At 46.2% G+C, this 1,007-nt stretch carries 1 protein-coding gene; it reads left to right on the forward strand.

The genetic code is table 11. The annotated features are described in order from the left end of the window. Window positions 1–139: 139 nt before the first annotated feature. Window positions 140–712 (forward strand): hypothetical protein, encoded by a 573-nt coding sequence (locus EII41_RS13635; RefSeq protein WP_148091764.1) that lies wholly within the window; start codon window positions 140–142, stop codon window positions 710–712. The last annotated feature ends 295 nt before the right edge of the window (window positions 713–1,007 follow it).

Below are 1,007 nucleotides of genomic sequence, written 5' to 3' on the forward strand. Positions count from 1 at the left end.
ATTTGCGACAAAACCTATCAGGCTCAATCTTGGCAAAAACCAAGAAGAATCGTTATTGTAAGGCAAAAAATAGAGGAATGAACTCAAGCTCGCCGAGCTGAACAAAAAACGTGACGAAGCCCGCGCCGCACTTGCCGACGTGAAACATGCGAAAGCCATGCTTACGCAAGCTGTTGCCGATCGCCAAAACATTTTCAGCCTGCTGAAACCTTTAGCCACCCGGATACTCAGTGCACTGAAAGCGTCCGGCGTATCGGACAAAACCGTCGACAGCGTACGCTCCCTTAATCGAAAAATTCAAGGACGCAGAGCCTCATCCGTAAAGATGAAGCCCGCCGAAGAAAACGCGGAAGAAACACCGAAACGCACCATCTCCGTTTCGCAACAGAGTTTCGACAATCAGGTCGAGCATTTGCTGCAAATCATCGCCATTCTCGAAATTCAGCCGCTCTATCAGCCCAATGAAGGCGATCTTAAAATCGACGCGCTGAGAAACTATGCGCTGAGACTTCAGGATGCGAATCAGATTGTCATCAAGGCTACCACAGCGCAAGTCAACGCGCTCGCTGCCAGAGATGCCGTTCTGTATTCGGAGCATACCGGCATGGTCGATATCGCTCTTAACGTAAAAAAATACGTGCAATCCGTTTTCGGAACGAACAGCTCCGAATATAAGCGGATCAGCTCGTTCATATTTCGCAACAATGTATAAATAAACCGTTGCAGCCCGGGAGAAACAATCAAGTATTCTTTCATAGCAAACATTCTCCCGGGTATTTTTACAAACGTCAGCGGCAAAATAAGCAAGTCGGACGAAAAAAGAATCATCCGCTTGCGCAAAATAAGAAATTGTATTGATAAAATACCCATCCGCAAAAAGAAAAGAACCAACGATGTTCGCGAAACAATCAACCGCATTGGTAAAACTGCCATCGTCGTTAACAAAACAGCCATCCGCGTTATATATTCTTCACAATGCGTTTGTAAAACTGTCGACCGCGTTAACA

The organism is Tannerella forsythia (genome assembly GCF_003860135.1).
GTDB classification, from domain to species: domain Bacteria; phylum Bacteroidota; class Bacteroidia; order Bacteroidales; family Tannerellaceae; genus Tannerella; species Tannerella forsythia_A.